General features: G+C 73.0%; 23 protein-coding genes. 16 read left to right on the top strand and 7 right to left on the bottom strand.

The features are described 5' to 3' along the window. Nucleotides 1–23 precede the first annotated feature (23 nt). The 9 genes from ACFY1P_RS02390 to ACFY1P_RS02350 all read left to right on the top strand — a co-directional run bounded on the left by ACFY1P_RS02390 (nt 24) and on the right by ACFY1P_RS02350 (nt 9,637). Nucleotides 24–218, top strand: coding sequence for a hypothetical protein (locus ACFY1P_RS02390; protein WP_361532418.1), 195 nt, complete (start codon nt 24–26; stop codon nt 216–218). 71 nt (nt 219–289) lie between these two features. Beyond that, a complete protein-coding gene (gene mshB / locus ACFY1P_RS02385) occupies nt 290–1,183 on the top strand; it encodes an N-acetyl-1-D-myo-inositol-2-amino-2-deoxy-alpha-D-glucopyranoside deacetylase (protein ID WP_390749381.1) in 894 nt (297 codons plus the stop codon). Nucleotides 1,184–1,188: 5 nt separating this feature from the next. Further along, nucleotides 1,189–1,569, top strand: a complete 381-nt coding sequence (locus ACFY1P_RS02380) for a DUF6113 family protein (RefSeq protein WP_361532439.1) — start codon at nt 1,189–1,191, stop codon at nt 1,567–1,569. A gap of 306 nt (nt 1,570–1,875) precedes the next feature. Further along, on the top strand, nt 1,876–4,359 hold the full coding sequence (locus tag ACFY1P_RS02375) for a hypothetical protein (protein WP_390749380.1): 2,484 nt from the start codon (nt 1,876–1,878) through the stop codon (nt 4,357–4,359). A 166-nt stretch (nt 4,360–4,525) separates the two neighbouring features. Next, a complete protein-coding gene (locus tag ACFY1P_RS02370) occupies nt 4,526–5,479 on the top strand; it encodes an ABC transporter ATP-binding protein (protein WP_361525093.1) in 954 nt (317 codons plus the stop codon). After that, nucleotides 5,476–6,219 (top strand): ABC transporter permease, encoded by a 744-nt coding sequence (locus ACFY1P_RS02365; RefSeq protein ID WP_361525096.1) that lies wholly within the window; start codon nt 5,476–5,478, stop codon nt 6,217–6,219. Before ACFY1P_RS02370 ends, ACFY1P_RS02365 begins: the two co-directional genes overlap by 4 nt. Nucleotides 6,220–6,255: 36 nt before the next feature. Beyond that, entirely contained in the window at nt 6,256–7,464 is a 1,209-nt protein-coding gene (locus tag ACFY1P_RS02360) for a sensor histidine kinase (RefSeq protein WP_390749379.1), read from the top strand. A 334-nt stretch (nt 7,465–7,798) separates the two neighbouring features. Then, nucleotides 7,799–8,440, top strand: a complete 642-nt coding sequence (locus tag ACFY1P_RS02355; RefSeq protein WP_361525099.1) for a response regulator transcription factor — start codon at nt 7,799–7,801, stop codon at nt 8,438–8,440. 99 nt (nt 8,441–8,539) lie between these two features. Then, a complete protein-coding gene (locus ACFY1P_RS02350; protein ID WP_390749378.1) occupies nt 8,540–9,637 on the top strand; it encodes a PP2C family protein-serine/threonine phosphatase in 1,098 nt (365 codons plus the stop codon). 463 nt (nt 9,638–10,100) lie between these two features. On the opposite strand, the gene ACFY1P_RS02345 is transcribed toward ACFY1P_RS02350, so the two are convergent. Both ACFY1P_RS02345 and ACFY1P_RS02340 read right to left on the bottom strand, forming a co-directional pair. Then, entirely contained in the window at nt 10,101–10,946 is an 846-nt protein-coding gene (locus ACFY1P_RS02345) for a transglutaminase-like domain-containing protein (protein WP_390749377.1), read from the bottom strand. A gap of 71 nt (nt 10,947–11,017) precedes the next feature. Next, nucleotides 11,018–12,016, bottom strand: coding sequence for a GNAT family N-acetyltransferase (locus ACFY1P_RS02340; protein WP_361525107.1), 999 nt, complete (start codon nt 12,014–12,016; stop codon nt 11,018–11,020). Between the two features lie 114 nt (nt 12,017–12,130). Here ACFY1P_RS02340 and fdxA point away from each other — a divergent pair, with 114 nt between their 5' ends. Both fdxA and dapC read left to right on the top strand, forming a co-directional pair. After that, nucleotides 12,131–12,460: a ferredoxin gene (gene fdxA, locus ACFY1P_RS02335; RefSeq protein WP_030366150.1), complete on the top strand. Its 330-nt coding sequence runs from the start codon at nt 12,131–12,133 to the stop codon at nt 12,458–12,460. 100 nt (nt 12,461–12,560) lie between these two features. Beyond that, complete coding sequence (gene dapC, locus ACFY1P_RS02330; protein WP_361525111.1) at nt 12,561–13,658, top strand: succinyldiaminopimelate transaminase; 1,098 nt, start codon at nt 12,561–12,563, stop codon at nt 13,656–13,658. 263 nt (nt 13,659–13,921) lie between these two features. Here dapC and ACFY1P_RS02325 read toward each other — a convergent pair whose 3' ends face one another. Together ACFY1P_RS02325 and ACFY1P_RS02320 are read right to left on the bottom strand one after the other, a co-directional pair. After that, nucleotides 13,922–14,335: an ATP-binding protein gene (locus ACFY1P_RS02325; protein ID WP_361525113.1), complete on the bottom strand. Its 414-nt coding sequence runs from the start codon at nt 14,333–14,335 to the stop codon at nt 13,922–13,924. 288 nt (nt 14,336–14,623) lie between these two features. Further along, nucleotides 14,624–15,550 (bottom strand): hypothetical protein, encoded by a 927-nt coding sequence (locus ACFY1P_RS02320; RefSeq protein WP_361525116.1) that lies wholly within the window; start codon nt 15,548–15,550, stop codon nt 14,624–14,626. Between the two features lie 136 nt (nt 15,551–15,686). On the opposite strand from ACFY1P_RS02320, the gene dapE reads away from it, so the two are divergent. Beyond that, on the top strand, nt 15,687–16,766 hold the full coding sequence (gene dapE, locus ACFY1P_RS02315; RefSeq protein WP_361525119.1) for a succinyl-diaminopimelate desuccinylase: 1,080 nt from the start codon (nt 15,687–15,689) through the stop codon (nt 16,764–16,766). Between the two features lie 66 nt (nt 16,767–16,832). Then, nucleotides 16,833–17,582: a TIGR00730 family Rossman fold protein gene (locus ACFY1P_RS02310; protein WP_361525122.1), complete on the top strand. Its 750-nt coding sequence runs from the start codon at nt 16,833–16,835 to the stop codon at nt 17,580–17,582. Between the two features lie 79 nt (nt 17,583–17,661). Here the strand turns inward: ACFY1P_RS02310 and folP are convergent, their stop codons facing one another. After that, entirely contained in the window at nt 17,662–18,522 is an 861-nt protein-coding gene (folP, locus tag ACFY1P_RS02305) for a dihydropteroate synthase (RefSeq protein WP_390749376.1), read from the bottom strand. Between the two features lie 106 nt (nt 18,523–18,628). Here folP and ACFY1P_RS02300 point away from each other — a divergent pair, with 106 nt between their 5' ends. After that, nucleotides 18,629–19,027, top strand: coding sequence for a DivIVA domain-containing protein (locus tag ACFY1P_RS02300; protein ID WP_390749375.1), 399 nt, complete (start codon nt 18,629–18,631; stop codon nt 19,025–19,027). Then, on the top strand, nt 19,024–19,614 hold the full coding sequence (locus tag ACFY1P_RS02295) for a DNA-3-methyladenine glycosylase I (protein WP_361525129.1): 591 nt from the start codon (nt 19,024–19,026) through the stop codon (nt 19,612–19,614). The genes ACFY1P_RS02300 and ACFY1P_RS02295 overlap by 4 nt, the downstream gene beginning before the upstream one ends. A gap of 12 nt (nt 19,615–19,626) precedes the next feature. Here ACFY1P_RS02295 and ACFY1P_RS02290 read toward each other — a convergent pair whose 3' ends face one another. Further along, nucleotides 19,627–20,412 carry an enoyl-CoA hydratase-related protein gene (locus ACFY1P_RS02290; protein ID WP_361525132.1) on the bottom strand — a complete coding sequence of 262 codons (786 nt, stop codon included), beginning with the start codon at nt 20,410–20,412 and terminating at the stop codon, nt 19,627–19,629. 309 nt (nt 20,413–20,721) lie between these two features. Here ACFY1P_RS02290 and ACFY1P_RS02285 point away from each other — a divergent pair, with 309 nt between their 5' ends. Next, complete coding sequence (locus ACFY1P_RS02285) at nt 20,722–20,889, top strand: DUF3117 domain-containing protein (RefSeq protein ID WP_003985072.1); 168 nt, start codon at nt 20,722–20,724, stop codon at nt 20,887–20,889. Between the two features lie 115 nt (nt 20,890–21,004). Here ACFY1P_RS02285 and ACFY1P_RS02280 read toward each other — a convergent pair whose 3' ends face one another. Beyond that, nucleotides 21,005–21,670 carry a class I SAM-dependent methyltransferase gene (locus tag ACFY1P_RS02280; protein WP_361525134.1) on the bottom strand — a complete coding sequence of 222 codons (666 nt, stop codon included), beginning with the start codon at nt 21,668–21,670 and terminating at the stop codon, nt 21,005–21,007. Nucleotides 21,671–21,773: the final 103 nt, after the last annotated feature.

Raw genomic sequence — 21,773 nt, 5'->3', positions numbered from 1 at the left:
CGCGTACATGGAGGTGAACCGCTGTGGCACTCTCGATTTCGGCGGTGGTGCTGCTGGCGATCATCGTCTTCCTGCTGGTCCGGAAGTCCGGGCTGAAGGCGGGCCACGCCGCGGTCTGCGTGCTGCTGGGGTTCTACCTCGCGAGCTCGTCGATCGCCCCGACGCTCAACCAGCTGAGCAAGAGCGCAACCGACGTCATCAGCAACATCAAGTTCTGATCGGCTCACGGGCGCCGGCGACAGTGCGGGCGGGCGCCCCGCGGGGCCGGTCGGACTCGTAGGCTGTTCCCATGACCGACAGCTTCCCCCCGACGGGCCGCCGGCTGCTCCTGGTGCACGCGCACCCGGACGACGAATCGATCAACAACGGCGCGACCATGGCCAAGTACGCCGCCGAAGGGGCCCATGTCACCCTCGTGACCTGCACCCTCGGTGAAGAGGGCGAGGTCATCCCGGACGGACTGGCGCACCTCGCCGCCGACCGGGACGACGCCCTCGGGCCGTACCGCGCCGGCGAGCTCGCCGACGCCATGCGGGAGCTGGGTGTCACCGACCACCGCTTCCTCGGCGGCCCCGGGCACTACCGCGACTCCGGCATGACGGGCGCCCCGCAGAACGAGCGCCCCCAGTCCTTCTGGCAGGCCGACGTGGACGAGGCGGCCACCTTCCTCGTGGAGGTGATCCGCGAGACGCGGCCCCAGGTGCTGGTCACCTACGACCCCGAGGGCGGCTACGGCCACCCCGACCACATCCAGGCGCACCGTGTCGCGATGCGGGCCGTGGAGCTCGCGGGGGAGAGCGCGTTCCGCCGCGACCTCGGCGACCCGCACGAGGTCGCGAAGGTCTACTGGAACTGCGTGCCGCGCTCCGTCCTGGCGGAAGGCTTCGCACGGCTGCGCGAGATGGGCGTCGGCAAGCCCTTCCCGGGCATCGCCGCCGAGACGGACGTGCCGGGTGTCGTCGACGACGCCGAGGTGACCGCGGCGGTCGACGGCTCCGCCTACGCCGAGGCCAAGGCGGCCGCGATGCGCGCCCACGTCACACAGATCGCCGTGGACGGCCCCTTCTTCGCGCTCTCCAACGATCTGGGGCAGCCGCTTTTCGCCACCGAGCACTACAGACTCGTGAGGGGCACCGCGGGTGCCGCGCGCGAGGACGACCTCTTCGCGGGGGTGGACGCGTGAGCGGCATGGCCTCCCCGATCGGCGCCGCGCGCATCGGCTCCTACCTCGGCCTCACCGTCCTCGGGGCGCTGGCCGGGGCCGCCGGGTCGCTGGTGCAAGGCGGCTGGTTCCCCGGCGGGTTGACGCTGGCTCTGCTGGCCATCGCCGGGCTGAGCTACGGCGGGCTCCTCGCGACCCGCACCCGCGGCGGCGGCATGGCGCCCGGAATCGGCTGGATCGTCGCGGTGCTGCTGCTGACCGCGAGCAGACCGGAGGGCGACTTCCTCTTCAGCGCCGGACTGGGCTCGTACGCCTTTCTGCTGGGCGGGATGGCCGTGGCTGTGATGTGCGCCACGCTCCCGAAAGTGCCGCAACCGGACGGGCCTTCAGTCCGACTTGGCAAGTGACGTGACGATTTCTGCCTGAGGAGCGCGAGGCGCGATGGCGCGCCCCGTGCTCCCTGCCGCCGGGGGGATCCGGCAGCCGTCAAGTGCGTGTCCGCGGTGCCCAGTATGGTGGTGCGCGCCGCCGAGCCGCCCGAACGAGGTCATGACGGGCGGCGGAGCTAACCGGGAGAACCTGCTTTGAGCCGTGAATCTGACAGTTCGTCCTCCGGGCCCCAGGGGCGCGGTGGCGCCGCTTACCCGTCGGGGACCCCGCCGTACGGAACCCGTCACCCGTCCTCGGACGGTGGTGGCAGCGAGGAGCCGGCCGTGCCGCCGAAGCCGGAAGAGCCCAGGACCGAGACCACGCTGACGACGCGGATCCGCATCAACATCCCGGGCTCGCGCCCCATTCCGCCGGTCATCATGCGCACGCCCGTCGCCGACGAGAAGGCCGAGGGCGGCAACGCCCCGGCGGCGCCGGGCTCTCCGGCCGCCGCGCCCGGAGCGGCCGCCGCACCCGCCACGGGCGAGCGCAAGCCCGCGCTGCCCCGCCGCCCCGAGCCGTCCGCGGCCCCGGCGCGCGCGGAGGCGGAGCGTCAGGGCGGCACGGGCGAGAAGGAGAAGACGAGCGACTGGTTCGCCCCGCGCAAGTCCGGCCCGTCGGCCCCCGGCCCCTCGACCGGTGCGGCGCGGCGTACGGGCGCGCAGGGCGGTGCTGTCGGCGGTGCGTCAGGCGGCGGCTCCGGCGCGGCCGGTGGCTTCGGCGGAGGTTCCGCTTCCGGTGGCACTCCGAGCGGCGGCGTCCCCCGGCAGGCACCCATGACCGGCGCCCCGGACCCCTCGACCACCGCCGCCACCCCGTGGCCCGCCGACCCGCTGGCCACCGGCGCCAACCCCGTGATGCAGGCGCCCCCGCCCGTCGCCGCGCCCCTGGACGACTGGCCGGCCGACACCTCCACGACGAGCGCCACGCCCTGGCAGAACGGCGGCCCGACCGCTCTCGCCGCCCCGGCCGACGACTGGCCGGGCGGCCCCTCGACCACCGCCGCGACCCCCTGGCCGGGCGACGCCCAGGCCGCGGGCGCGCCGGCCCCCGCCGACGACTGGCCGCTCGACGCGTCCGGCGCGGGCACCGCGTCCTGGCAGGGCAACGGCTCGGGCACGCGCGCCGCGCGCCGTTCCGGTTCGCAGGTCGACGACTGGCCCGGCGGGTCCTCGACGACCGGTGCCGTACCGCAGCCGCCCGCGCCCGGCGAGGGCGCGTCCACGACGAGCAGCACGCCGTGGCCCGCCGACCCCTCCACGACCGGTGCCACGCCCTGGCCCGCCGACCCCATGGCCACGGGCACCCCGGGCGCGAACCCGGCGGCCGGTGCCGCGCCGTGGAACGAGGCCGTGGAGTCCACGCAGCAGTTCCCCGCGCCCACCATGGGCCAGAACGCGCTCGCGGACCCGTTCGCCCCCGCCCCGCCCGGCGGCGGCGCCTTCGCCGAGGGACGTACGGACACGCCGCGCGAGGGCTTCCCGCGCGTCCCGGCCCCGGCCACCGGCGCGCAGGCGGCCCCGCAGGCCCCCGCGGCCACCCAGGCGCCGAAGCAGGCCAAGGGCGGTGCCAAGGGCGGCGGCAAGAAGGGCGGCGCCAAGGTGCCCCCGCCCGGCGGGCAGAAGGCGGCCGGCGAGACGCTCGTCAGCGGCGTCCCCGTCGTGCCCCCGCCGGCGGGCCCCGGCGCCAAGGCGCCCGTGGACAGCGGCGCGCCCCGCGTGCCCGTGCCGAAGCCCAAGGTGCCCGCGCCCGGCGCGGCGTCCACCGGGACCAAGAGCGCGCCGGCCAAGAGCGCGCCCGCGAAGAGCGCCCCGAAGAAGAAGGGCCGCTCCAAGCTCGTCCTGGCCGGTGGCGCGCTCGTCGGGATCGTCGGTGTCGCGTACGGTGCCGGGCTGCTGCTCGACCACGCCGACGTGCCGAACGGCACGACCGTGCTGGGCGTCTCCATCGGCGGCAGCTCCAAGGAGCAGGCCGTGCAGAAGCTCGACTCCGCCCTCGGCGACCGCGCGACCGCGCCGCTGAAGGTGTCGATCGGCGGCAAGCAGGCGACGCTCAAGCCGGCGGTGGCCGGGCTGACCATCGACACGCAGGCCACGGTGCGGGCGGCGGCCGGGCGGGACTACAACCCGATCACCGTCATCGGCTCCCTCGTCGGCGGCACCCGTACGGCCGAGCCCTCGATCGGCGCCGACGAGGAGAAGATCGCGGACGCCCTGAAGCGGGCCTCCGGCGAGACGGGCACCGCAAAGGAAGGCACGATCAAGTTCGAGGCGGGCAAGGCGGTGCCGGTCTACGGTCAGGCCTACCAGGGCCTGGACACCGACAAGGCCGTCGCCGCCGTCGCCCAGGCGTACCGCGACCGGGCCGCCACCGGCCAGGACAAGACCGTGGAACTGCCCAGCGCGGGCCAGCAGCCGAAGGTCAGTAAGGCCGAGGTCGACCGGGAGATGCAGAGCTTCGCGATCCCCGCGATGTCCGGCCTGGTCACCGTGCAGACCGACGCGGCACACAAGATCCAGTTCGGTCCGGAGCGCTCGCTGCCGAAGATCCTCTCGGTCAAGGAGGTCGACGGCAAGCTCGTCGACTCCTACGACCTCGAAGCGATCAAGGAGCTGTACGGGACCACCTTCGCCGGGGTCAAGATCCAGCGCGGTGACGGCAGCAAGACGGATGTCACCCCGCAGGACGTCGTGGGCGCCCTGCGCAAGGCCCTGATGGGCAAGACGCCCGCCGAGCGCGTCGGCGTCATCCCGCTCAACCCGAGCTGACGGACGCCCGTCGGCCCACGCGAGCCCCCGTGCCTCACCCGGCACGGGGGCTCGCGTGCGTTCGGGGCCCGTGACCTGCTGGTTATCCGAACCATGACATCTGTCATCGGCAGTACACGACGGCTGACACTGCCGAGGGGGGCCACGGCCTGGAACCATCGTGGGTATGACCACTACAGCGAGCACGTTCACGGGGGAAGGGCGCCGCACCGGCGCCCCCGTGGTCAGCTTTGAGAATGTAAGCAAGAGCTATGGCGAAGTGCGGGCCGTCGCCGATCTGGACCTTCAGCTGCACCCGGGCGAGACCGTCGCCCTCCTCGGCCCCAACGGCGCGGGCAAGTCCTCGACCCTCGACCTCCTCCTCGGCCTGCGGACCCCCGACGCCGGCCGGGTGGAGCTGTTCGGGACCTCTCCGCAGCAGGCCATCGCCCAGGGCAAGGTCGGCGCGATGCTCCAGAGCGGCGGGCTGATGGAGGAGGTGAAGGTCCGCGAGCTGGTGAAGCTCGCCTGCGACCTGCACCCGCGCGCGTATCCGGTGCAGGAGGTCATGGCGAACGCCGACCTCACCGACATCGCCGACCGCATGGTCAACAAGCTCTCCGGCGGCCAGGAGCAGCGGGTGCGCTTCGCCCTCGCGACGGCCGGCGCCAATGAGCTCGTCGTGCTGGACGAGCCGACGACCGGCATGGACGTCTCCGCCCGTCAGGCCTTCTGGAGCGTGATGCGCAAGCAGGCCCGCGAGGGCCGCGCGATCCTCTTCGCCACGCACTATCTGGAGGAGGCCGACGCGATCGCCGACCGGGTGATCGTGCTCCACCGCGGGCGCGTGCTCGCCGACGGCTCGGCCGCCGAGATCAAGGCCAAGGCGGGCGCCCGGCGCATCGTCTTCGACCTGGACGGGCACATCGGCGAGGCCGCGCTGCGCGAGCTGCCGTTCCTGTCCTCCCTGGAGGTGTCCGGCCGCACCGTGCGCATCCAGTCGCACGACGCCGACGCCACGGTCCACGCCCTCTACGGCCTGGGTCTCTACCCGCGCAATCTGGAGGTCGCGGGCCTCGGCCTGGAGCAGGCCTTCATCGCCATCACCGACGCCGCGACCGCCGAGGAGTCGGCCCGATGAACACCCTGATCAAGCTGGAAATCGCGCGCACCCTGCGCAACAAGAAGTTCATGTTCTTCTCCGTGGTCTACCCCGCGGGCCTCTATCTGCTGATCGCGGGCGGCGCGAGCTCCACCGAGATCGTCCAGGGCACGCACCTGACGCTGCCGCTGCTGATGATGGTCTCCATGGCCTCCTTCGGTGCGATCACCGCCGTGCTCGTGGGCAACAGCGAGCGCATAGCCAAGGAGCGCGAGAAGGGCTGGGTGCGCCAGCTGCGGCTCACCGCGCTGCCCGGCCGCGGCTATGTGACGGCGAAGGTCGCCTCCGCCGCCGTGGTGTCCCTCCCGTCGATCGTGGTCGTCTTCGCCATCGCCGCGGCCGTCAAGGGCGTGCGGATGGACGCGGCCTGGCAGTGGTTCGCGCTGACCGGCGCGATCTGGGCGGGCAGCATCGTCTTCGCCGCGCTCGGCGTGGCCGTCGGCTACCTCGCCACCGGTGACGCCGTGCGCCCCATCACGATGATCATCTACTTCGGCCTGTCCGTGCTGGGCGGCCTGTGGATGCCGACCGCGACCTTCCCGAAGTGGCTGCAGAACATCACGGAGTGGGTGCCCACCCACGCCTACGCCGCGCTCGGCCAGGCCATCGAGCAGGGCGACGCCCCGCACCTGAAGGACGTCTCCATCCTGTTCGCCTACCTTGTGATCTTCGCTGGTGCGGCCGCCTGGCTGTACCGCAAGGACACCCACAAGGCCTGACGCACCGATGCCGCTGGCCGCGAGAAAGGAAGAGCGATGAGCGTGCTCGTACGCTGCGGGGAACTGTGGCGAGCCGCCCTCGCGGCCGACGACGAGCCGGTGGAGTACAACGGCATGGGATCCCGGCCCGACAGCCGCCGCCAGGCGCTGGTCAAGCTGGCCTGGGTCGGGATCTGGTTCGCCTATCTGGCGGCACCGGCCGAGGACATCCTCGGCGACCACCACACGATGATCGCCGACCTCCTCGGCGGGCTGGGGCTGCTGGCGTTCGTCCTCTGCTACGTCTCCCTCGTCCTCCGGCAGACCTCGCGGCCGATGGAGGACCGGGTGCTCCACATGCTCGGCCTGCTGCTCGTGATGGCCCTCGTGCTGTCGCTGACACTCGGCACGCCCTGGCTCGTCCTCTTCGTCTATGTGTGCGTCGGCTGCGGCGCGGGCCTGCCGGTGAAGATCTCGCGCGTCGCGATCCTGCTGGTCCTGGGCGCGCTGATCGCCGTCGGGCTCTGCACGCCGGGCGCCGAGGAGTTCATGCCGGTGCTCGTCCTCCCGGCGCTGCTCGGCGGCTTCGCGATGGTCGGGGTGCGGCAGATGGCCCGTACGACCAGGGCGCTGCGCGAGGCGCGGGCCACCGTCGCCCACCTCGCCGCCAACGAGGAGCGGCTGCGGCTCGCCCGCGATCTGCACGACCTCCTCGGCCACTCGCTGTCGCTCATCACGCTCAAGAGCGAGCTGGCGGGACGGATGCTGCCGGACAAGCCCGAGCAGGCCGCGCAGCAGGTCGCGGACATCGAGAGGGTCAGCCGCCAGGCACTCGTGGACGTACGGGAGGCGGTGAGCGGCTTTCGCCGCCCCACTCTGGACGCCGAGATCGCCGGAGCCCGTACGGCCCTCGCCGCCGCGGGCATCAGCGCCGACCTCGACCGGGCCGGCACGGAGCATCCCGATCTGCCGCCGGACGAGGAGGGCGCGCTGGCCTGGGCGCTCCGGGAGGCCGTGACCAACGTCGTGCGGCACAGCGGGGCACGCCGCTGCGAGATCTCCCTGGTGGAGGTGGAGGACGAGCTGTGCCTGACCGTCACGGACGACGGCCGGGGCCCGAAGGGCGCGCACGGCAACGGCCTGACGGGCCTGACGGAACGGCTCGCCCTCGCGGACGGCCGCCTCGAAACGGGCCCGGGCCCCAAGGGCGGCTTCCGACTGCGGGCTTGCGTGCCGCTCTCGCGGAGCGTGCCGGTGAGTTTGTAGCGGTGTGTGTGGCTGGCGTCAGTGGTCGGGTGCGGGTGGTTTCCTCCGCACCACCGCTGCGCGGCGGCGTCCTCAAGCGCCGGACGGGCTGGATGGGGCTGATGCGGGCTCGCAGAGCTCGGGCCGGGACTCGCCCTCAAGCGCCGGGCAGGCCGGCTGTGGCTGACGCGCGCTGTGCGAGCCGGGCCGGTCCCGCCTTCACGCGGCGGACGGCCCGCCGCCGGCAAAGAACGCGTGGGGGCGCCCCCGACGGGGGTGGGGGCGCCCCCACGGATCCATCGCGTGCGGCAGGACAGCGGTCCGGGCGGTCTCTCCGAGCGCCTACCCTGACGCTGTGACCGAGCAGCCCCGCCCCGCCGTACCCGACCGCACCATCAAGGTGCTCCTCGCCGAGGACCAGTCAATGGTCCGAGAAGCCCTCGCCGCGCTGCTCGGGCTGGAGGGGGACATCGACGTCGTCTCCCAGGTCGCCCGCGGTGACGAAGTGCTCGCCGCCGCGCGTGAGCACGCCCCGGACGTCGCGCTGCTCGACATCGAGATGCCCGGGATGACCGGCCTCGACGCCGCCGCGCTGCTCCGCCGCGAACTGCCCGCGCTCAAGGTGGTCATCCTCACGACCTTCGGCCGCCCCGGCTATCTGCGCCGCGCGATGGAGTCCGGCGCGGAGGCGTTCCTCGTCAAGGACGCGCCCGCCGCCCAGCTCGCGGACGCCCTGCGCAGGGTGCTGCGCGGGGAGCGGGTCATCGACCCGACCCTCGCCGCAGCCGCGCTCGCGGAGGGCGCGAACCCGCTGACCGACCGCGAACGCGCCGTGCTCCGCGCCTCGGCCGACGGCTCGACCAACGCGGAGCTGGCGGCGGCCCTGCACCTCTCCCACGGCACGGTCCGCAACTACCTCTCCACGGCCATCCAGAAGACCGGGGCCCGCAACCGCGCCGAGGCCGTCCGCATCGCCCGGGACAAGGGCTGGCTGTAGCGGCGCGTCAAGAATCGGGCACTCTGTCGCAAGGCTGTCATATGGCCGTCGTAGGGTCCCTACGGAACATGAGGACGCGAGGGGGAGGGGAACGCCGCCGTGCACATCAAGCGCGTTCCGGACGGCGGCCGCGTCCTCACCGCCCTGCTCATCACAGGGATCGCCGCGCTGGCCGTCCTCGACTGCCTGACCGGCACCCGGCTGCGGCTCGCCCTGGTCGCGAGCGTCATGCCCCTGATCGCCGCCCGGCTCTGCTCCCTGGGCCGCACGGTCGTGGTGGCCGCGGTCTTCGCGGTGGCCCAGGCGGTGACCCACTGCGTGATCATGCCGCGCTGGGACACGGCGGGCGTGCTCGTGGCGGTCCTCGGCGCACTCCTCGTCGCGGGCTTCTCCGTGGCCCTGTGCGCGGCGCTGCTGGAGCGTGAGGCGGCGTACGACCGGACGAGGATGGTCGCCGACGCCGTGCAGCGCACGATACTGCGGGAGTTGCCCCTCACCGCCGGACCGCTGCGGATCGCCGGGTTCTACATCTCCGCGCAGGAGGGCGCCCGGGTCGGCGGCGACATCTATGAGGTGGTGGAGAGCCCGGCCGGGCAGCAGCGCATCCTCATAGGTGACGTCCAGGGCAAGGGCATGCCGGCGATCGGGGCGGGGCACGCGGTGCTCACGTCGTTCCGGGAGGCGGCCTATCACGAGGCCACGCTGGAGGCCGTCGCCGACCACATGGAGGGCGCGCTGCTGCGGCACAACAGCGCGCTGTCGCTGACCGGCACGGACGAACGCTTCGTCACCGCGCTGCTGCTGGAGGTCGGTCCGCCGGGCACCACGATCCGGGTGCTGTCCTGCGGCCACATCCCGTACTACGTCATCAGCGGCGACCGGGTCGAGGAGCGGCTCCCCGAGCACTTCGGACTGCCGCTGGGCCTCGGCCCGCTCACCGGCGCACCACGCCGGGCCGTCGACTCGGCGTCCTCGTCGGAGTGGCTGGTGCTGTGCACGGACGGCGTCACCGAGGCACGCGACCCGCAGGGCCGCTTCTACCCCCTGCGCGAACGCCTGTCCCACTGGGCCCAGCTCCCGCCACCGGACCTCGCCCGTGCCCTCCGCGCGGACCTGGAGACCTTCACGGAGGGCGAGCTCAAGGACGACGCGGCGGTCCTGATCGTCCGCGACGCGTCTGCCTGCGGCGGACCTTGACGTCTTCTGCGGGCCGTCCTGTTCCCGCACCACCGCTGTGCGGCGGTGTCCTCAAACTCCCCCAGCTACCGCTGGGAGGTGCCCCCAACGGGCTGGATTTCGCACCCGGAAGCTGGGGCTGCGCCCCAGACCCCGCAACACGCTTCGCGCGTTGTCCTCAAACGCCGGACGGGCTGAAAGACAAAGGCGTGGCGCACCCGGCGAAAAGCAAAGCGCATCCCGAAACCTGATGTTGCCCACCGGTGGGAGGGGGTGGGGTCGGAGGGTGGGGTTCTGGAACGCGGTGCGTCGTCACGGCAATCAATACGCCCGAGGGTGCCCGCACCGCGTTCCAGGTCCCCAGCCCGGAGGCGCCGCCCCCGCACCCACCACACACCAGAGCCCGGCCGGCGCTTGAGGCCGCCCGCCGCAGGCGCACACAACCCGCACCCGAACAACAAACCCCCGCCACAGCCCCCGGCACTCAGTTGAGCATCGCCCGCGCCGCCCGAGCCTCCCGCCGCACCGTCCGGGCCACCGTCGGCTCCAGCGCGTCGATGACCGCCGCGTACTCCTCCATCTCCCGCGCCCCGCCCACGAAGTCCCCGCGCTCCACCAGCAGCTCCGCCCGCTCGTACCGCAGCCGCGCCGGATGGCTCGGCAGCAGGAGCGAGAGGTCGACCGCCCACAGCTGCACCTCGCTCCGCTCGGGGCGGGCCGCGGCCCAGGCGCGGATGTTGTTGAGGACGCGCAGCACGATCTCCAGGGGTTCGGCCGGGGAGAACATCGACGGCGTCAGCGGCGCACCGGTCGCGCCCGCCACCAGCAGCCCGGCCTCGTCCTCCGACAGCGGGCGCCCGCCGTCGAAGGGGTCGGCCAGCACGTGCGCCCCGTCCGGGTCGCCGAAGCCCACGACGAAGTGGCCGGGCAGCGCCACCCCGTAGACGGGGGCTCCGGCCCGCCGGGCGACCTCCATCCACACCACGGACAGCAGGATCGGCAGCCCGCGCCGCCGCCGCAGCACCTCACCGAGCAGCGAGGACTCCAGCCGCCGGTAGTCGGCGGGGGAGCCGCGGAAGCCGCAGCGCTCCCCGAGCAGTTCCGCGAGGGCCGCGGCCCACTGCCGGGGCGCGGCGGCGCGCCCCAGGGCGGGGAGCGAGCCGGCCAGCCGGTCCAGTTCGATCTGCGCCGCGTCGATGCCGGCCTCGCCCTCCTCCGGGTTCGCCTCGGCCGCGATCAGGAGGCAGAGCAACGCGAGGTCGGGGCGCTCCTCCCGCGCCGCCTCGGCGAACCGCCGCCGCCGGCCAGTGGTGTCGTCGGTGTCATCCATACGTCCTCGTACCCCGCTCGGGGCGGTGGGGAAAGACCCGCCGCCGGTATCCATGGTGCGCCTGTGTCCGCCTACCCCTGTGGCGCGCGACGGTAGTGGTACGCGTGGTGCGTGGTGAAGCCGAGCCCGTCGTAGAGCGCGTCCGCCCCGCCGTTGTCCGTCATCACCTGGAGGTACGCCGCCGAGGCCCCCTCGCTCAGCGCCCGCTCGGCCAGCGCGGCCATGACCAGCGTGCCCAGGCCCTCCCGGCGCCGGGCCGGGTCCACGTCCAGCCCGGAGAACCCCGCCCACCGGCCGTCGACGACACAGCGCCCGATGGCCGCGGGCCGCTCCTCGCCCGGCACGGTCGCGAACCACACGGAGGGCCCGCCCGTCAGCACCGCCAGGGCGTCGGCGTCGGACGCGGACTCGCGCCCGTACGCCCGCAGCCACGCCTCGTCCGGCTCCCGCGAGAGCAGCACCCGGCCGGTGTCGGCGGTGGTGTCGGCGAGGGGTGCCAGCGCGGCCGTGCGCACCACGGCGTGCCGCTCGGCCGTCCAGCCGCGCCGCGCCAGCTCGGCGTCCAGCCGCTCGTCCTCGGCCGCGTCGCCGGTGGTGACCTGCACGACGGCGGGCAGGCCGCGCTCGCCGTACCAGGCGACGACGTGCTCCAGGGCGCGCGGCAGCGGTATCCCGCAATCGCCGAGGGGCAGCACAGAGTTGGCACGGGCGGTGAAACCGCCCGCGGCCCGCAGCGTCCAGCCGCCCAGCGCCGCCGTCTCCCGCGCGGGCCAGCCGCGCGTCGCGATCTCCTGGAGCTCCCGCACCGTCGTGGCCGGTCCGCGCCTGCGCGCCGGAGCGGCCGGGATCACCTTGCCCGCGACGAGCGAGGACTCCTCGATCTCCACCGTCTCACCGGTCCGCCGTGTGATCCGCAGCACACCTCCGTCCCAGGAGTCGAGTACCCCGACGGTGTCCGTGAACCGCTCGGGAGACCGTCCCGGATCGTTCAGTCGTCGGACAGATACCCTTTTTCCCACATCAGCGGTACTGATCCGGACTTCCAGCCGTCCGCCCGTGGTGAATTCCACAGCTCTCCTCGCCCCTCTTGTTCGTCAAGTGCCCGGGAACGGAGATACTAGGTGTGGGCATCGACGACGCCGCGCTCCCGCGCGAGATGAGCCCTACCGAGGAGGAACGACAGCGTGACCTACGTCATCGCGCAGCCTTGTGTCGACGTGAAGGACAAGGCGTGCATCGAGGAGTGCCCCGTCGACTGCATCTACGAGGGCTCCCGGTCCTTGTACATCCACCCGGACGAATGCGTCGACTGTGGTGCCTGTGAACCGGTCTGCCCGGTCGAAGCGATTTTCTACGAGGACGACACTCCTGAGGAGTGGAAGGACTACTACAAGGCGAACGTCGAGTTCTTCGACGAGCTCGGCTCGCCCGGTGGTGCCTCCAAGCTCGGTCTGATCGAGCGTGACCACCCCTTCATCGCCGCGCTGCCGGCGGACATCAACCCCGAGCACTGATTCTCGCGGCAGCCACCACGGCCCCGTACGGCCCTCGCGCCGTGCGGGGCCGCGGCATTTGACACCGAGCACCTAACCGCAAGAGAGCGAGCGAGCACCCGTGGGCGCAGTCTCTTCCCGTCTTCCCGCCTTTCCGTGGGACCGGCTCGACCCGTACAAGGCGACGGCCGCCGCCCACCCCGACGGCATCGTCGACCTGTCGGTCGGCACCCCCGTGGACCCCGTGCCCGAGCTGATCCAGCGGGCCCTGACCGACGCCGCCGACAGCCCCGGCTATCCGACGGTGTGGGGCACGGCCGCGCTGCGCGACGCGCTCACCGGCTGGGTGGAGCGCCGCCTGGGCGCCCGGGACGTGACGCACGCCAACGTCCTGCCCGTCGTCGGCTCCAAGGAGCTGGTGGCCTGGCTGCCGACCCAGCTCGGGCTCACCGCGGGCGACAAGGTCGCCTATCCGCGGCTCGCCTACCCCACCTACGAGGTCGGCGCGCGGCTCGCGGGCGCCGAGCCCGTCGTCTACGACGACCCGTGGGACCTCGACCCGGCCGGCGTGAAGCTGCTGTGGCTCAATTCCCCGTCGAACCCCACCGGCCGGGTCCTCGACCCCGACGAGCTGCGCCGGGCGGTCGCCTGGGCGCGCGAGCACGGTGTGCTGCTCTTCAGCGACGAGTGCTATCTGGAGCTGGGCTGGGAGGCGGACCCGGTCTCGGTGCTGCACCCGGACGTGTGCGGCGGCTCGTACGAGGGGATCGTCGCCGTCCACTCGCTCTCCAAGCGCTCCAACCTGGCCGGCTACCGCGCCGCGTTCCTCGCCGGTGACGCGACGGTCCTGGGCGAGCTGCTCCAGATCCGCAAGCACGGCGGCATGATGGTCGCCGCTCCCGTCCAGGCGGCCACCGTCGCCGCCCTGGGGGACACCGCGCACGTCGCCGAACAGCGCGAGCGCTACGCGCGCCGGCGCGAAGCCCTGCGCGCCGCGCTCGAGCGCGCGGGCTTCCGGATCGAGCACAGTGAGGCGTCGCTGTACCTGTGGGCCACGCGGGACGAGCCGTGCTGGGACACGGTGTCGGACCTCTCCAAGCGGGGCATCCTGGTCGCGCCGGGCGACTTCTACGGAGCGGCGGGCGAACGCTTCGTCCGCGTCGCCTTCACAGCCACGGACGAACGCGTGGCGGAGGCGGTCCGCCGCTTGTCGTCCTGACCGAGGGAGCGGCGGGCCGCAGGCTACGAGCCACGGTCCGCCCATCCAGCCTGTCCGGCGCTTGAGGACACGCCCGAAGGGCGTTCCGCCGCAGGCGGCAACGGGCTGCGAGGGGACCGATACGACCGGGCCAATCCAGCCCGTCCGGCGGTTGAGGACAACGCCCGAAGGGCGTCCCCGCCGAAGGCGCAGCGAGACCGCACCCAAAGGCAAAACGAGAGGGCCCGGGAACCACTCCCGGGCCCTCTCCGTTGATCGATGGATCAGCCGCCGATCGGCAGGCCACCGGTCGGCAGCCCCTTCGTCGGCAGGCCGCCCTTCGTCGCGGTCTCCGCCGTGGTGCCCACGACACCCGCCGCCGAGCCACCGAGGTCGCCCGCCACCTTCTGCGCGGCCGGGGTGGTGCTCTGGGCGGTCTTGCCGAGCGTGTCCGTGGTGCCCGGGGCCGCGGTGTCGACGGCCTTGTGGCCGACCTCGGCCGTCGCGACGCCGGCCTTGTGGGAGGTGGCCGCGATGTTGTTGCCCAGGCTCGCGCCGTCCACCGTGCTCAGGCCGCCGAGCTCGGGGGCCTTGAAGTCCGCGGCGTTGGCTGCTCCTGCCGCGCCGATGACGGGTGCTGCACCGGCGGCGACCAGCAGGGCTACCCGGGCGATCCGACGCGAAAGGGGGAGGGACATGATGCTCCTTTTGGCGGAGTTGAGGACGTTAGCTGTCCGGCGAGCGGACGCAGTGACTACCGCGTGAGAGCCTCGAAGGTTGCGGTGCCCGAAGGTAAAGCCTTGGCAATGCGTCGCATTATCGGTTTCGGGAAATCCCGGGCAAAACGCACAGGGCGTGGCGTTGTCCTAAAGGCGTACAAGCCTTTAGTCGCAAGGAACTTGAGAGAAGCCGGACAGGCTCCGCCGGGCATGCGGGAATTCCGTTCCGCACCTCGGGTGGATACCCCGCAGGAGGGGAGGGTCGTACTACTGAACGGTGGTGATCCGGACCTCGGACGAGGAGGCGGCGGCGTCCTTCGTCGCGCGCCAGCCGTCGCGGGAGTCCTCGGCCGTCCACTCCCGGCCGCCGAAGGCGATGCGCTCGATCCGCAGTTCGGAAGCGTGGGCCATGGCCCACGACGCCAGCTGCCAGCCCCGCCGCGTGGGCGCGTCGTCCGGCGCGTCCGTCGTCGACGTCGCGGGCACCGTCACCGTGCGGGCGGCCGCCCCGGCCGCGCCGTTGGTGCCCGCACCCCCGGTGCCGTCCGTGGCCGGCAGCACCGTCGCGCCGAACTCGCGCCGCAGCTTCGTCCGTACCGCCGACGGGTCCCCGTGCCGGCCGTCCGCCGGGCTCGTCGTGCAGCTGAAGGCGGCCTCCGCCCGGCCCGTCAGACCCGACGCCAGCAGCGAGGCGTCCGGCTCGTGTTTGGCGTACGCCTGCGGGAAGCCGCTGCGCTGCACCTTCTGCGCCGCGACCGTCAGCGGCAGCCGCGAATAGCCGGGCACCTGCACGAGGTGGTCGTAGAACTTGCCCGCCGCGTACACCGGGTCGGTGATCTGCTCCGCCGTGCCCCAGCCCTGCGTCGGGCGCTGCTGGAAGAGGCCCAGCGAATCGCGGTCGCCGTGGTGGATGTTGCGCAGCCCGGACTCCTGCATGGCCGTCGCGAGCGCGATCGTCACCGCGCGCTCCGGCAGCCCGCGGGCGGCGCCCACGGCCGAGATGGTCGCGGCGTTCACCGCCTGCTCGGGCGCCATCGCGTACGACGCGCCGTTGGCCCGCACGGTGCAGCGGGGAGCACCGGGGCCACCCGTCACCAGCTGGGCCACGCCGTAACCGATCAGCGCCAACAGCACGGCGCAGGCGGCCACGATGCGCAGCAGGCGACCACGGCGGGTGACGAAGATCCGGGACATGCGGCAAACGTTACTGGAGAGATATGAGAATCATGAGGGCCGCGTCCCCGGCCGGACTCCGGGCCCTCGCGCGCGGTGTCCACCAGGCCTTCCTGCCCGGGTCCGGGTCCCGCCGGGCCGGGTTAGAGTCGCGGGCATGGATGACGCCGTACTCGACCTGTCCCTCGACGCAGCCGCCCTCACCGCCCGGCTCGTCGACATCCCCTCGGAGAGCGGGAACGAGAAGCCGCTCGCCGACGCCGTGGAGAGCGCGCTGCGCGCACTGCCGCACCTGAGCGTCGACCGGTACGGCAACAACGTCGTCGCCCGCACGAACCTCGGCCGCGCCGAGCGTGTAGTGCTCGCCGGGCACATCGACACCGTGCCCATCGCCGACAACGTCCCCTCGCGCATGGACGACGACGGCTTCCTGTGGGGCTGCGGCACCAGCGACATGAAGTCCGGCGTCGCGGTGCAGCTGCGCATCGCCGCGACCGTCCCCGAGCCCAACCGCGACCTGACGTTCGTCTTCTACGACAACGAAGAGGTCGCCGCCCACCTCAACGGCCTCGGCCACGTCGCCGCCGCCCACCCCGACTGGCTCGCCGCCGACTTCGCCGTCCTCCTCGAACCGACCGACGGTCAGGTCGAGGGCGGCTGCCAGGGCACCCTGCGGGTCCTGCTGCGCACCACGGGCGAGCGCGCCCACTCCGCGCGCAGCTGGATGGGCAGCAACGCCGTTCACGCGGCGGCCCCGATCCTCGCGCGGCTGGCCGCGTACGAGCCGCGCCGCCCGGTCATCGACGGCCTGGAGTACCACGAGGGCCTCAACGCCGTACGGATCGAGGGCGGCGTCGCGGGCAACGTCATCCCCGACGCCTGCACCGTGGCGGTGAACTTCCGCTACGCGCCGGACCGCACCGAGGAGGAGGCGATGGCGCACGTCCTCGAGGTCTTCGCGGACTGCGGCGTCGCCGAGTTCGTCGTCGACGACCACTCGCCCGGCGCGCTGCCCGGCCTCTCCCACCCGGCGGCCGCGGCCTTCATCGAGGCCGTCGGCGGGACGCCGAAGCCCAAGTTCGGCTGGACGGACGTCTCGCGCTTCTCGGCGCTCGGCGTGCCCGCCGTCAACTACGGCCCCGGCGACCCGATGGTCGCGCACAAGCGGGACGAGCGGGTGCGCGCGGCGCTGATCCCGGAGTGCGAGGAGCGGCTGCGCGCCTGGCTCACCTCCTGACGGGACCGCCCCCGGCGGCGTCCGGGGCCTACGCTGAACAGCAACGATCAGCGGAGGGAGAGCGGAATGGCACATCCCGAAGGAACCCGCGCACAGCGGGAGCAGCGCCGCGGGCCGGTCGTGCGCAGGCACGGCCAGATGCAGCAGGGCACCACCGACCAGCATCTGCTGGACACCAGAGGCACCGCGGACTGGGTGCACGAGGATCCCTTCCGGGTGATGCGCATCCAGTCCGAGTTCGTCGAGGGCTTCGGCGCGCTCGCCGAACTGCCGCCCGCCATCAGCGTCTTCGGCTCGGCCCGCACGCCGGTGGGGTCGCCGGAGTACGAGGCGGGGGTGGCGCTCGGCCGCGGCCTGGTCGAGGCCGGCTTCGCGGTCATCACCGGCGGCGGGCCCGGCGCGATGGAGGCCGCCAACAAGGGCGCGACGGAGGCGGGCGGCATCTCCGTCGGCCTCGGCATCGAGCTGCCCTTCGAGCAGGGCCTCAATCCCTACGTCAACCTCGGTGTGGACTTCCGGTACTTCTTCGTCCGCAAGACGATGTTCGTGAAGTACGCGAGCGGGTTCGTCGTGCTGCCGGGCGGACTCGGCACGCTGGACGAGCTGTTCGAGGCGCTGACGCTGGTGCAGACCAAGAAGGTCACGCGTTTCCCGATCGTCCTCTTCGGCACGGGTTACTGGCGCGGGCTGGTCGACTGGTTCCGCGACACGCTGATCGCGGAGGGCAAGGCGGGCCTGCACGACCTGCACCTGTTCCATGTCACGGACGACGTCGACGAGGCGGTCGGCCTGGTCACCAAGGAGGCCGGGGCGTAACCGGCACGGCGCCCTCCGGCGTCGGACGGGCCGGTCCGCCGGCCCGTCCGCGGGCCCGGCGGGGCGCCCGCCGGGCCGGCTACGCGAGCCCGCGGCGCGCCACGGCCGGGGCCCGGTGACCCGCGATCGACGTCACCATGTCGAGCACCTGCTTGGTCTCCGCGACCTCGTGCACACGGTAGACCTGCGCCCCCAGCCACGCGGAGACGGCCGTCGTGGCGAGCGTGCCCAGCACCCGTTCCTTCACCGGCTTGTCGAGCGTCTCCCCGACGAAGTCCTTGTTGGACAGCGAGACGAGCACGGGCCAGCCCGTCTCCGCCATCTCGCCCAGCCGCCGGGTCGCCTCCAGCGAGTGGCGGGTGTTCTTCCCGAAGTCGTGGCCCGGGTCGATCATGATCGCGTCGCGCCGGACGCCGAGCGCGACGGCCCGCTCGGCCAGCCCCAGCGTCACACGCAGGATGTCCGCCATCACGTCGTCGTACGCGATGCGGTGCGGCCGCGTGCGGGGCTCCACCTCGCCCGCGTGCGTGCACACCAGGCCCACGCCGTAACGCGCCGCGACCTCGGCCAGCTTGGGGTCGAAGCCGCCCCACGCGTCGTTGAGCACGTCGGCGCCCGCCTCGCACACCGCCTCGCCGACGTCGTGCCGCCAGGTGTCCACGCTGATCACCACGTCCGGGTGACGCCGGCGGACCTCGGCGACGAAGCCGACGGTGCGCCGCGCCTCCTCCTCGGCGGTGACCTCCTCGCCGGGGCCCGCCTTCACACCGCCGATGTCGACGATGGCGGCGCCCTCCGCCACCGCCTGCTCCACCCGGGCCAGGGCGGCCGCGTCCTGGAAGGTGGCCCCCTGGTCGTAGAAGGAGTCAGGCGTCCGGTTGACGATCGCCATGATCACCGGTTCGTGGGCGTCGAACTCGCGCCGTCCCAGCCGCAGCATTTCCGTACTCCTCTTCGCGTGGTCCGCCAGCGACCTTAACTGTCAGTGGGGCATGGCACGATCGTGGAGGACGGTTTCGTGTGGCGGGCGCACCTGGGAGATGGTCGTGTTCTGGTTCTTGCTCATCGCGCTGGTCGTGGTGGTGGCCGCGGTCACGCTCTTCGTCGTGGGCGGCGGGAGCGGTGTCTCGCTGCCCGAGGCCGAGCCGGACCGGATCGCCTGGCCGCTGCCCGCGGACCGGCCCACGAGCCGGGCCGACGTCGACGCGGTGCGGCTGCCGCTCGCCCTGCGCGGCTATCGCATGACGGAGACCGATGACGTCCTGGACCGGCTCGGCGCCGAACTGGCCGAGCGCGACGCGCGGATCGCCGATCTGGAGCGGTCCCTCGCCGACGCGCGGGCGCAGGCGGCGGCGCGGGGCCCGGCCGAGGGACATGAGGAGCATCCCGGACAGGCGCCGCACGACGCCGCGCCGGGCGAGCGGAGCGGGGGCGGGGAAGCATGAGCACCGGAGCGGTCATCGGCCCGGACGGGCTGGCGCGCTGTCCATGGGGCCTGGAAGCGGAGTCCATGGAGGACTACCGCCGCTATCACGACACCGAGTGGGGCCGCCCGGTGCACGGCGACGACGCCCTCTACGAGCGGATGTGCCTGGAGGCGTTCCAGTCCGGCCTGTCGTGGCTGACGATCCTGCGCCGCCGCGAGGGGTTCCGCGCCGCCTTCGCGGACTTCTCCATCGCCAAGGTGGCCGCCTTCACCGAGGCCGACGCCGAGCGGCTGCTCGCCGACCCGGGCATCATCCGCAACCGCGCGAAGATCACCGCGGCGATCGGCAACGCCCGGGTGGCGGCGGAGTGGGCGCCCGGCGAGCTGGACGCCTTCATCTGGTCCTACGCCCCGGACGGGCCCCGCCGGGCGCCGCGCTCGGCGGCGGACGTGCCCGCGACGACCCCCGAGTCCACGGCGCTGGCGAAGGAGCTCAAGAAGCGGGGCTTCCGCTTCGTCGGCCCCACGACGGCGTACGCCCTGATGCAGGCGTGCGGCCTGGTCAACGACCACCTGGCCAACTGCCATACGCGCGGGGCCGCGTAGCGCCCCGGCCGGTCAGCGCCCCACGAAGCGCGGCTTCTCCTTCTTGAGGAACGCGTCGACCGCGATGCGGTGGTCCTCGGAGGCCCCGGCGCGGCCCTGGAGCTCGTCCTCCTTGGCCAGCGACTGGGCCAGCGAGTGGTCCGCGCCGTAGGCCAGCGACTCCTTGAGCGCGGCGTAGGCGGCGGTCGGCCCCTCCGCGAGGCGGCGGGCCACCGCCGCCGCCTCGGCGGCGAGCTCGGCCGCGGGCACGACCTTGTTCGCGATGCCCAGCTCGTACGCCTCCTGGGCGGGCACATTGCGGGGGAACAGCAGCAGATCGGATGCGCGGCTGTGGCCGACGAGGCGGGGGAGGGTCCAGGAGACGCCCGAGTCCGCGGTGAGCGCGACCCCGGCGAAGGACGTGTTGAATGAGGCGGTGTCCGCGACCACGCGGTAGTCCGCGGCGAAGGCGAAGCCCGCGCCCGCGCCCGCCGCGACGCCGTTGACCCCGGCCACGACCGGCTTCCGCATCCCGGTGATCGCGGTGACGATCGGGTTGTAGTGCTCCTTGACGGTGGTCATCACCGACTCGGCCCGCGCCAGCAGCTCGACGTGCTCCTTGAGGTCCTGCCCGACGCAGAAGGCGCGCCCCGTGGCGGTCAGCAGGACGGCGCGCACGGCGGAATCCGCGCCGGCCTCCAGCAGGACGTCGCGCAGCGCGATCTTCGTCGCGATGTCGAGCGCGTTCATGGCGTCGGGACGGTTGAGTGTGACCGTCGCGAGCCCGTCCGTCACGTCGTACAGCACGGTGTCGGCCATGGAGCCGCTCCCTCCCTCGTCGCGGCTGCGTCGGCAGCCGTCAGGGCTCAGCATGCCGGAGATCATCGGCCGCCGATATGTGACCTGCGTCAAAGAAACCGGCCATCGAGGCGGCACAGTGGCGGCGCAGTATCGCAGTCCGATCGCCGAATTGGGTGGTTTTGCGAGAGCGCGTTGCCGACCGGATGCGGACTGATGTTGGTCATCGGGTCACGCGATGCGGGATAATGGCCTGGAAGCAATGTGTTCGATGCCGGTGACACCTGGGTTGTCGGCTGCGGCGAGCTGGTTTCAGGAAGGGGAACGAGCATGGCGGCCATGAAGCCGCGGACGGGCGATGGCCCGCTCGAGGTGACCAAGGAGGGGCGGGGCATCGTCATGCGGGTTCCGCTCGAGGGCGGCGGTCGTCTCGTCGTCGAGCTGACCCCGGACGAGGCCAAGGCTCTCGGCGAGGCCCTGGAGAAGGTCACCGTCTGACGCGCGGCCTGCGGATCTCACGCTGCCCCGGAGCCGGCCCGTCCTGGCTCCGGGGCAGTGGTGTATCCACCGCCCGTCACGCGCGCCCCGGCGGGCGTACGCCACGCGCGCCGGGTCAGCCGCGCCGGGCCGCGCACAGCAGTCCGTCGCCGACCGGCAGCAGCGAGGGCAGCAGCACCGTGGACTCGCGGACGGCGCGCAGCAACTCGCGCAGCCGCTGCACCTCGGCGGGCTGGGCCGCGGAGTCGACCGTGCGGCCGTCCGCGAAGACGCCCTCGAAGCAGACGAGTCCGCCCGGCCGCAACAGGCGCAACGATTCGGCTAGATAGTCGAGGCACTCCAGCCGGTCGCCGTCGCAGAACACCAGGTCGTATCCGCCGTCGGCGAGGCGCGGCAGCACCTCCAGCGCGCGGCCCGGGATGAAGCGCGCGCGGTTGCCCGCGAAGCCCGCGGCGCGGAACGCCTGCCGGGCGAACTGCTGGCACTCGGGATCGCTGTCCACCGTCGTCAGCACACCGTCGGGCCGCATGCCGTGCAGGAGATGGAGGCCGGAGACGCCGGTGCCGGTGCCGATCTCGGCCACCGCCTTGGCGTCCACCGCCGCGGCGAGCAGGCGCAGCGCGGCGCCGGTGCCGGACGACACCGAGCGGAGACCTGCCTCATGGGCCCGGTCCCGGGCCCACCGCAGCGCCTCTCCCTCGGCGACGAACGCATCGGCGAACGCCCAGCTCGTCTGCTGGTTGCCGGTAATGGCCCTCTCCTGTCCCCGTAGTCGACGCAACCGTGACTGTATCCGCTGACCACGGGAACCCGCAGATGGGACCGCGCGTTGGGAAGAATCGGAAGGCTACGGCGGGAGAAGCCGGGGGGAGACGTCGGGGACG

Origin of the sequence: Streptomyces sp. NPDC001407 (assembly GCF_042895325.1) — a bacterium.
Lineage (GTDB): Bacteria > Actinomycetota > Actinomycetes > Streptomycetales > Streptomycetaceae > Streptomyces.
This window is presented reverse-complemented; position numbering and strand designations above follow the sequence as displayed.